A 9547-nucleotide genomic window follows, 5' to 3' on the forward strand; every position below is an offset into this window, starting at 1 on the left:
GGCGAGCCTGCGCACCCTCGACAATTCCTACACTTTCATCCCCGAGGACCGGCCGGAGTTGCTCACCGAACTGATCGTGGAGTTCACTCGGCTGCATGCAGCGCCGTAGTCAGGAGGATCGCTCCCGGGTCACCCGAGCCGCGCTCGAGCAGGCAGGCCGTCGCCTGTTCGCCGAGCGCGGCTTCGCCGGTACGTCGGCCGAGCAGTTGGTGGCCGCCGCCGGTGTCACCCGCGGCGCCCTGCACCACCACTACGGCGACAAGCGCGGACTGTTCCTCGCGGTCCTCGAACAGGTCGAGACCGAGGCCACCGAGGAGATCGCGAGCGCTGTCGCCGCTGTCGACCGCGCCGACATCATCGGTGGCATGACCGCGGGTCTGGCGCGTTTTCTCGACATCTGCGCTCGCCCGGAAATGCTGCGCATCGTGTTGATGGACGCCCCGACCGTCCTCGGCTGGCCCGCTTTCCGCGAATTCGAAGCTCGCCACGGACTCGGCCTCATCACCGACGAACTGCAACGTGCCACCGACGCGGGCCTGATCCCGGTCGCCCCCGTTCCGGTACTCGCGCAACTCCTGCTCAGCGCCATCACCGAAGCCTCGCTCATCGTCGCCCACGCCGATGACCCCGACCGTGCTCGCATCGAAACCCAGCAATCGCTGCTGCTCCTCATCGCCGGTCTGCTCCAGTCCTGATCCGTGTCCGTGACCGCGGTGTCGGGCGCACATGGAAGACTGGGCGCGTGCGGTTGTATCGGGATGAGGCGGTAGTGGTTCGCCAGCACAAGCTGGGCGAGGCCGATCGCATCGTCACGCTCCTGACCAGGCAACACGGGCTCGTCCGGGCGGTGGCGAAGGGGGTGCGGCGCACCAAATCGAAGTTCGGGGCGCGGCTCGAGCCGTTCTCCTACATCGATGTGCAGTTGCACCCCGGGCGCACGCTCGACATCGTCACCCAGGTCATCACCGTGGAGGCGTTCGCCGCCGACATCATCGACGACTACGGCCGCTACACCACCGCGTGCGCGATCCTCGAAACCGCCGAGCGTCTCGCGGGTGAAGAACGCGCACCCGCCCCGAAACTGCACGTACTCACCGCGGGTGCCCTGCGCGCGATCGCCGCCAAACAGCGACCCCACGAACTGATCCTGGACGCGTACCTGTTGCGCGCCATGGGTTTCGCCGGGTGGGCGCCCGCGCTCGACGAATGCGCCCGCTGCGCGACCCCCGGCCCGCACCGCGCCTTCCATGTGGCAGCGGGCGGTGCGGTCTGTGTGCACTGTCGTCCGCCGGGCGCGAGCACGCCCATCACCGGGGTGCTCGATCTGCTCGTCGCCCTGTTGAAGGGGGAGTGGGCCTACATCGACAGCGTTCCCGACAACGTCCGCCGCCAGGCCAGCGGTCTCGTCGCCGCCCACCTGCAGTGGCATCTGGAGCGCCAGTTGCGCACGTTGCCGCTGATCGAGCGATCCCGCATCGAACCCGCGGACCGGCCCGACGCCGCAGTCGTGGGCCGGGTCGGCTGAGCAAACGGCGCGAAGCCGGAGCCCGTGCAGCCCGTACCCGGCGATCAGGCAGGATGGACGCCGTGATCCTGCGTCGTGACTCCTCTCCCGCGAGCAAGGACGGCACCCGCACCGTGCGGCCGCCGTCCCAGCATCCCTCCGGCGCGCGTCCGCCCGCGATCCCGCCCGAGCTCGTCCCCAACCACGTCGCGCTGGTGATGGACGGCAACGGCCGCTGGGCCCAGGAGCGTGGCCTGCCGCGCACCGCCGGACACGAACGCGGCGAGGCCGTGCTGATGGACTCCGTCGAAGGGTGCATCGAGATCGGCGTGAAGTGGCTCTCGGCCTACGCCTTCTCCACCGAGAACTGGCGACGCAGCCCCGACGAAGTGCGTTTTTTGATGGGCTTCAACCGCGACGTGATCCGCCGCCGCCGCGACGAGATGCACGAGATGGGTGTGCGGGTGCGCTGGGCCGGGCGTCGGCCCCGCCTGTGGCGCAGCGTGATCAAGGAACTCGAGGTGGCCGAAGAGCTCACCAAGGACAACGACGTGATGACGCTGACCATGTGCGTCAACTACGGTGGTCGTGCCGAAATCGCTGACGCCGCAAGGGAAATCGCGCGCCGGGTGGCTGCGGGCGAGATCGACCCGGAGAAGGTCGACGAGGCCACCGTCGCGAAGTACCTCGACGAACCCGATATGCCCGATGTCGATCTGTTCCTTCGCCCCTCCGGCGAGTTCCGCAGCTCGAACTTCCTGATCTGGCAGGCGGCCTACGCCGAATTCGTGTACCAGGACACGCTTTTCCCCGACTTCGACCGGCGTAACCTGTGGGACGCGTGCCTGGAATACGCCAAGCGCGATCGCCGCTTCGGTGGCGCCAAATGAGTGACGACGGAGCCGAGATGGATACCACGGTCTCACCCGAAATCGACCTGCAGGCGCGCACCGGCGCGTGCCTGCAGATGCAGGACGTCGATGTGCGGGTGGACGCGGACGGGTCGCTGGGCTTCGAATACGACGGCGCCCTGTGCTCGATCCGCGCCGTCACCCTCGCGCCCGGCCTCACCGTGCTGTCGCTGACCAGCGTGCTGGCCTGGGATCGTCCGCTCAAGGCGGCCCTGCACAAGCGCGTCGCCGAACGCAACAACGAGATCCAGTTCGGCTCGGTCACGCTGATCGCTCGTGGTCAGCTGGGCGACGTCATTCTGCGCTACACCTTCCCCGCCGAAGGTCTGGACGACGGGGCACTCACCACCATGCTGCTGCTCGCGCTGTCCGGTGCGAGCCGAGCCCGGCAGGGGTTGCTCGCGCCGTAACCCGTGACACCTGTCATGGGCGAATGGTGACAGTCGGCTCAGGTTTCGCGGCCTCGTTCGCGCGAATCTTGAACCATGCCTTCACCACGAACAACCAGCGCGGCCATCGAGCTGCGCGACCTGCGCAAATCCTTTCCCGGAACCACGGGTCCGGTCCGCGCCGTCGACGGTCTCGACCTGACCGTGGCGCCGGGCGAGATCGTCGCCTTCCTCGGCCCCAACGGTGCGGGTAAGTCGACCACGATCGACCTGCTCCTCGGCCTGACCGCTCCCGATTCGGGCACGGTCGCGGTCTTCGGCGAAGCGCCGGAGGATGCCGTGCGGGCCGGGCGGGTGGCCGCGGTGCTGCAGTCGGGTGGGCTGCTGCCCGACCTCACCGTCGGCGAAACCGTTCGCTTGGTCGCCGCCCTGCACGCCCGGCCGCGGCCGGCGCCGGAAGTCCTCGAGCGGGCGGGCATCGCCGATATCGCCGACCGCCTCGTCGGAAGGTGCTCGGGTGGCCAGCAGCAGCGGCTGCGGTTCGCGCTGGCACTGCTGCCCGATCCGGACCTGATCGTGCTGGACGAACCCACCACCGGCATGGACGTGTCGGGCAGACGCGATTTCTGGGCGGCCATGCGCGAGGACGCCGGGAGCGGCCGCACCGTGCTGTTCGCCACCCACTATCTCGACGAAGCCGATGCCTACGCCGACCGGATCGTGCTGGTGCGTGCCGGTCGTATCGTCGCTGACGGCAGCGCCGCCCAGATCAAGAACCTGACCGTCGGCCGGACCGTGGCGGCCACCCTGCCCGGTGCCGACCCGGCTCACCTGTCCGCGCTGCCCGGTGTCGAGCAGGTGGAGCTGCGCGGTGATCGAATCCTGGTGCAGGCCAGAGACTCCGATGACATCGCCCGTTTCCTGCTCACCCACACCGCGGCCCACGACATCGAAATCACCACCCACAACCTGGAATCGGCGTTCCTCGCGCTGACCTCCGCACCCGAAGGCGAGCGCTGACATGATCGAGACAACCCGCACCGCGACGAAACCGATGCGCACACCTCGCCTCGGCGGCTTCAGCCCGGCTTTTCTCTCGCTCGAACTTCGCCGCATGCTTCGCAACCGGCGCACCCTGATCTTCACCCTGATCATGCCGCCGGTGTTCTTCGTGATCTTCGGTCTCCAGGGTGGAAACCGGGACGAGTCCTTCGGTTCGGGCAACGTCACCGGCTACATCATGGTGTCGATGGCGCTCTACGGCGCCCTGCTCGCGACTACCAGCGGCGGCGCGATGGTGGCGGTCGAACGTGCCCACGGCTGGACCCGCCAGCTGCGGCTGACACCGCTGCGGCCGGTGGCCTACGTGGCGACGAAGATCGCGGTCGCGATGTCGCTGGGGCTGGTGGCGGTGACGACGGTGTTCGTCGTCGGCGCGTTCTGCGGTGCGAGCCTGACGCCGGTGGCCTGGGTGGCCTGCTTCCTGCTCGCCTGGGTGTGCTCGCTGGTGTTCGCGGCCTTCGGTCTGCTCATGGGCTACCTGTTGCCCTCCGAGAACGTCATGCAACTGCTCGGCCCCGGACTGGCGATGCTGTCGTTCGCGGGCGGGCTGTTCTTCCCGATCCACGGGTGGTTCGCCGCCGTGTCGAAGGTGCTGCCGACCTACGGGGTCGCCACCCTGGTGCGTACCCCGTTCGGTGACACCGGTGCGGGCACCATCGCGCTGGCCGTGGTGAATGTCGTCGCGTGGACCGCGGTGTTCGTGGTGGGCGCGGCCGCGCTGTTCCGCCGGGACACCGCTCGTTGAACGAACGATCACGCGGGCCGATTCGTGGGTACCGTCGGTACTCGCCGGGTCGGCCCGCGTGGTTGCGCAAGTGCTGTGAGAAGGGATTGCTCGTGAGTTCGGGTGACTTCGTCGACCGGGTGTTCGGCACCGGGGCGACCGATACCAGCGGCATGCGCCGCGGGTGGTTCGGTGCCGCGCTCGCGGCGGGATGGTTGCTGTACCTGGTACCGCAGATCTACGACAGCTGGGTCGAGCACGGCACGGTGCGGTCGGTCGGTGCGACGGCAGCCGTGCTGGCGTTCGGCGGGCTGATCGTGACGGCGTTCGTCGTCTTCCGCCGACTCGACTGGGACGAGCAGGACGATCCGCGGTCTGTCGATCCGCGGATCTGGCCGTTGCTCGCAGGCATGGCCGCGTTGTCGGTGGTGATGATGGCGCTGCTCGGCGCGGCCGCGCTCCCGACCGTGCTCTACATCGCCGCGGTCGCGATATTCTCGCTGCCCACCCGGCTCTCGTTGGTCGTGGTGGTGGCGGTATCGGCGACGATGGTGGCGATGCCCGTGTTCGCGCCGGGTCGGTGGCTCGGTGGCACGGCGCTGGTGCTCGCGGTGATTCCACCGGTGATCTGGCTCGCCAGAGAGATCGGCTTGCGCGGCAGGCGACTACAGGCGATCACCCGCCGTCAGCGTGCCGACCTGGCGATCGAGGCCGAGCGAAATCGGGTCGCCCGCGATGTGCACGACATCCTCGGCCATTCCCTCACGGTGATCACCATCAAAACCGAACTCGCGCAACGCCTTATCGATGTCGACGTGGCGCGCGCCAAGACCGAACTCGCCGATGTGGAACGCTTGGCCCGCGAGGCGCTCGCCGGGGTGCGCGACACCGTGGGTGGTCTGCGTGAGGTGAGCTTGCGCCGAGAACTCGCCACCGCGCACACCGCACTGACCGCGGCCGAGATCGTTGCTGTACTGCCCGATTCGACGATGGTGGACACTCGGCACAGTGAGCTGTTCGGCTGGGTACTGCGCGAGGCGGTGACCAACGTCGTGCGCCACAGTGCGGCCCAGCACTGCACCGTGGTCGTTACCGAGAACAGCATCGAGATCACCGACGACGGTCGTGGCTGCGACGTCACCGCACCGTCCGGTTCGGGTTTGCGCGGGCTGGCCGAGCGACTGCGCGCGGCCGGTGGCACGCTGACCATGTCGACGCCACCGGGCGGCGGCGTCGGCCTGCTGGCGACAGTGCCCGCGGAAGGGAGTGTCCGATGATCCGGCTGCTGCTCGCCGACGACCAGGCACTGGTGCGCGGCGCGCTTGCCGCCCTGCTCGGTCTGGAATCCGACCTCGAAGTGGTCGCCGAGGTCGGCCGCGGCGACGAAGTCCTGGTCGCGGTGACCCGCACCAGCCCCGACGTGGTACTGCTCGACATCGACATGCCCGGCCTGGACGGCATCGAGGTCGCCGCCCGCGTGCACGCCGAACACCCGCGCGTGCGAATCCTCATGGTCACCACGTTCGGGCGCCCCGGCTACCTACGCCGCGCCATCGATGCGGGCGCGAGCGGGTTCGTCGTGAAGGACACTCCCGCACGGGAGTTGGCCGACGCGGTCCGCCGGGTACATCTGGGACTACGCGTCGTCGACCCGGCGCTGGCGACCGAGACCCTCACTGCCGGAACCTCTCCGCTCACGGCCAGGGAGCGTCAGGTGCTCGCCGCGGCCGCCGACGGTTCGGCGGCCGGGGCCATCGCGGAGCGCTTACACCTCTCGGAAGGGACTGTGCGCAACCATCTTTCGGCCGCCATCGGCAAGACCGGCACCCGCAACCGCGCGGAGGCGATTCTGGCGGCGCAGCGTCAGGGCTGGTTGTAGCTCAGCGCTCGGGCTTCCAGGTGATCTTGCCGCCCGTGAAATCCTGGGCCTTGCCGCCCTGGTAGTCGTACTCGTCGCTGGTGGGATAGCCGTAGCGGCCGTTTTCGCCGCCCGCGCGGATCCAGTCGGCCTGGATGCTGCCCCACACCGCGTGCGCGCCGGTCTTCGACGTCCAGTAGATGGCGCCGGTCGGGAACATGGTGAACTGCCCGTCGCCCTTGCCCGCCGCGGACACGTCGGTGAGCGGGAAGCCCAGCGGGCTCGATTCCCAGCCCAGCGCCGCCCACTTGTCGCGGATCGGGCCGCTGATCTGGTGTGCGCCGGTGCCGACGGACCAGTAGATCGAGCCCTTCTGGAAGTGGTTGAAGCGACCACCGCCCGACGGGGTGGACTCCTCGCGGGTGGTCGGGTAGCCGAGCTTGCCCGACTCGTTGCCCGTCTCGGCGAACTTGTCCCGGATCTGACCCGAGACGGTGTTGGCGTTGGTGTCGGGATGCCAGTAGATGGCCGCGTTGTTGGCGAAGGTCTGGTACTTGCCGCCGGCTGCCGCGTCGGCTTCCTGGGAGGTGGGCTCGCCCAGCGCCGGGCCGCCCGCCTGGTCGTATTCGGTCTCGATCGCGCCGCCCACCTCGAATCCGCCGATCATCCTGGCCTGCGCGGTGCCTGCCATCGCCGCGGGCAGCGCGGCCACGACGGTCACGGCTGCCAGCGCGGTCAGGCCGCGTGATCGAAGGGTTCGACGGTGCAAAGTCACAGGAAACTCCCTGGTCGGATCGGTATTCAACGATGTCCGGCGCTCGGGACCCCCTCCGGTGCCGCACCCGAACCTACCCGTTCGGCGGCGGTGGCAACAGTGGCCTTGCTCACCGGGGATGGTGCGGAGGTCCCGGCAGCATGACCTCGAGACCGCGGGCGAAATCCTCCGGGTCGACATCGGCGAGCAGGAGGTGCTGCAGGATGAAGCCGGGCAGCAGCCCGATGAGCGTTTTGGCGATCGCGTCGGAATCGGTGCCCGGTGGCAGCCAGCCGGACTCGCACAATCGGTCCGCGTACTCGAACCACAACGCGCGCATCGACGCGATGGCCGCGCGTACCGGGACGGCCGCCTCGTCCGAGACCAGCGCGAGCGCCCACGCCTGTGGGGCGAGCCGCAGCGGTCCCTCTGGCCCACTGCGTTTGACGATCTCGGTGGTCAGCAGTCGGATGACCTCCGCCGGGGGAGGCGCGGTCTCGGTGCGGATGATCTCGGCGAGCCGCTCGCGCAGCGGCCCCATTGTGCGTTGCACGAGCGCGGCGATGATCTCGTTCTTGCTGGTGAAGTACCGGTAGACCGCCCCCGCCGACATCTGCGATTCGGCGAATACGTCCTGCATCGAGGTCTCGTGGAAGCCCTTCCTGGCGAAGCACAGCTGCGCGGCGTCGAGGATCTGCTGCCTGCGGCGTTCCAGGTGTTCTTCGCTGACTCTGGGCATGGGTCAAAAGTAAAACGAATGTCCGTTCTTGACAAGCGAGGTGGGCGGTGTCACGGTAGGAACATCAAAAAGAACGAACATTCGCTTTAATGGGAGAAATCGCATGACGATCACCCGCCGAGCAGTAGCTCTCGGCCTCGCGGCCACCGCGATCCAGGCCCTGATGCTCATCGCATTCGCCTGGCCCGCCGTCAATATCGGCCCGCGTGATCTGCCGATCGCCGTCGCGGGTCCTGGCTCCGTCCAGGTCGCCCAGCAACTGCGGCAGCGCGATCCCGAGGCCTTCGAGATCATCACCGTCGCCGACGCGCAGCAGGCGCGAAACGCGATGGCCGACAACGAGATCTACGGCGCTGTCGTCACCGGCAACGGCGCACCGCAGGTCCTGGTCGCCTCCGCCGCCTCGCCCGCCGTCGCCCAGGAGCTCACCGCCGTGGCGCAACAACTCAGCGGTATCCCCGTCGCTCCGGTCGAGGACGTGATCGCCGTCGATCCCGACGACCAGCGCGGCGCGGGCTTCGGCTCGATGGTCCTGCCGCTGGTCATGTCCGGTATGGCAGCGGGCATCCTGCTCACCCTGCTGGTCCCCGCCTTCGGGTCCCGGCTCGCCGGCCTGGCCGCCTTCGGTATCGCGGGCGGGCTCCTGAGCACCCTGATCTTCCACACCTGGCTCTCGATCCTGCCCGGCTCCTACCTCGAACTGGCCGCCATCGCGGGCCTGGCCTCCTTTACCGTCGCCGCCGTCATCGTCGGCCTGGCCGCCGCGATCGGCCGCCCCGGCATCGGCCTGGGCGCCCTCACCATGCTGCTGGTGGGCAACCCGTTCTCCGCCGCTACCTCGGCCCCCGAACTCCTGCCCCAGCCCTGGGGCACCATCGGCCAGTTGCTCCCCCCGGGCGCCGCCGCCGCCCTGCTCCGCTCGGTCGCCTACTTCGACGGTGCCGGCGCCCTCGCCCCCCTCACCGTCCTACTCGCCTGGGCCGCGGGCGGAGTCGCCCTCCTCGGCCTCGGCGCCCTCCGCTCCCGCCAGCTGACCACGCCGACCACATCTCCCGAACCGGTGGCAGTACCCGCCTGACCCGCCCCGCGAAAACGCTCCGCACGACCAACTCTCGTGCGGAGCGTTTTGGCTCTGATGTCGAGCGGAGCCTGTGGCTGCGGAGATTCGGCAGCTACTCCGTGTTCGGCTCGGCGATTTCCGTCAGTTCGTAGGATGTGCTTCGGCCGCTCGAGTCGGAGCGTCGCAAGGCGCCGAGCTCGATGAGTTCGTTGATGTCGCGGAGGGCGGAGGCCTGGGACGTTTTGGTGATGATCGCCCATTTGCGGGTTGTCAGGTTTCCGTTGAAACCGTCCAGGATTCGGTTGAGCATTTCGGTCTGACGGGAGTTCATCGCCGCGGTGTGCCACGTGCGCCAGAAGCGGGTTTTCGCGAGCGCTGCGTCGATGGTTCGGTCGGCGTTGTTGATGGACTGGAGTAGCGCATCGAGGAACCAGAGCAGCCAGGCGGTGACATCGAGGTCGCCGCGTTGGGTGCTTTCGAGGATGGCGTAGTAGTTTTTGCGATCGCGCTGGATCTGGGCGGACAGGCTGTAGAACCGGCGAGGGC

Annotated in this window: 12 protein-coding genes; 9 read left to right on the forward strand and 3 right to left on the reverse strand. The window is 68.6% G+C overall.

The window, feature by feature from the left end:
* Window positions 1-95 precede the first annotated feature (95 nt).
* The 8 genes from ACFWF3_RS12690 (at window position 96) to ACFWF3_RS12725 (ending at window position 6469) form a co-directional block, all read left to right on the forward strand.
* Window positions 96-695 carry a TetR/AcrR family transcriptional regulator gene (locus ACFWF3_RS12690; RefSeq protein WP_378993872.1) on the forward strand — a complete coding sequence of 200 codons (600 nt, stop codon included), beginning with the start codon at window positions 96-98 and terminating at the stop codon, window positions 693-695.
* 47 nt (window positions 696-742) lie between these two features.
* Window positions 743-1525 (forward strand): DNA repair protein RecO, encoded by a 783-nt coding sequence (recO, locus tag ACFWF3_RS12695; RefSeq protein WP_101463905.1) that lies wholly within the window; start codon window positions 743-745, stop codon window positions 1523-1525.
* 53 nt (window positions 1526-1578) lie between these two features.
* Window positions 1579-2394: an isoprenyl transferase gene (locus ACFWF3_RS12700; protein ID WP_378637531.1), complete on the forward strand. Its 816-nt coding sequence runs from the start codon at window positions 1579-1581 to the stop codon at window positions 2392-2394.
* A 77-nt stretch (window positions 2395-2471) separates the two neighbouring features.
* Entirely contained in the window at window positions 2472-2825 is a 354-nt protein-coding gene (locus tag ACFWF3_RS12705; protein WP_243655106.1) for a YbjN domain-containing protein, read from the forward strand.
* Window positions 2826-2900: 75 nt separating this feature from the next.
* Window positions 2901-3824 carry an ABC transporter ATP-binding protein gene (locus ACFWF3_RS12710; RefSeq protein ID WP_379313803.1) on the forward strand — a complete coding sequence of 308 codons (924 nt, stop codon included), beginning with the start codon at window positions 2901-2903 and terminating at the stop codon, window positions 3822-3824.
* A gap of 1 nt (window position 3825) precedes the next feature.
* Window positions 3826-4611, forward strand: a complete 786-nt coding sequence (locus ACFWF3_RS12715; protein ID WP_379313805.1) for an ABC transporter permease — start codon at window positions 3826-3828, stop codon at window positions 4609-4611.
* 92 nt (window positions 4612-4703) lie between these two features.
* A complete protein-coding gene (locus ACFWF3_RS12720; protein ID WP_379313806.1) occupies window positions 4704-5867 on the forward strand; it encodes a sensor histidine kinase in 1164 nt (387 codons plus the stop codon).
* Entirely contained in the window at window positions 5864-6469 is a 606-nt protein-coding gene (locus tag ACFWF3_RS12725) for a response regulator (RefSeq protein WP_379313807.1), read from the forward strand. Before ACFWF3_RS12720 ends, ACFWF3_RS12725 begins: the two co-directional genes overlap by 4 nt.
* A gap of 1 nt (window position 6470) precedes the next feature.
* Here ACFWF3_RS12725 and ACFWF3_RS12730 read toward each other — a convergent pair whose 3' ends face one another.
* Together ACFWF3_RS12730 and ACFWF3_RS12735 are read right to left on the reverse strand one after the other, a co-directional pair.
* Window positions 6471-7223, reverse strand: coding sequence for an LGFP repeat-containing protein (locus ACFWF3_RS12730; protein WP_379313808.1), 753 nt, complete (start codon window positions 7221-7223; stop codon window positions 6471-6473).
* 109 nt (window positions 7224-7332) lie between these two features.
* Window positions 7333-7941 carry a TetR/AcrR family transcriptional regulator gene (locus ACFWF3_RS12735; protein ID WP_378993884.1) on the reverse strand — a complete coding sequence of 203 codons (609 nt, stop codon included), beginning with the start codon at window positions 7939-7941 and terminating at the stop codon, window positions 7333-7335.
* A gap of 103 nt (window positions 7942-8044) precedes the next feature.
* Here ACFWF3_RS12735 and ACFWF3_RS12740 point away from each other — a divergent pair, with 103 nt between their 5' ends.
* Complete coding sequence (locus ACFWF3_RS12740; protein ID WP_379313809.1) at window positions 8045-9019, forward strand: hypothetical protein; 975 nt, start codon at window positions 8045-8047, stop codon at window positions 9017-9019.
* A gap of 94 nt (window positions 9020-9113) precedes the next feature.
* On the opposite strand, the gene ACFWF3_RS12745 is transcribed toward ACFWF3_RS12740, so the two are convergent.
* The coding region (locus ACFWF3_RS12745; protein WP_379313810.1) for a Fic family protein at window positions 9114-9547 on the reverse strand (434 nt) is incomplete at its 5' end.

This window comes from Nocardia sp. NPDC060220 (assembly GCF_042727815.1).
Taxonomy (GTDB): domain Bacteria; phylum Actinomycetota; class Actinomycetes; order Mycobacteriales; family Mycobacteriaceae; genus Nocardia.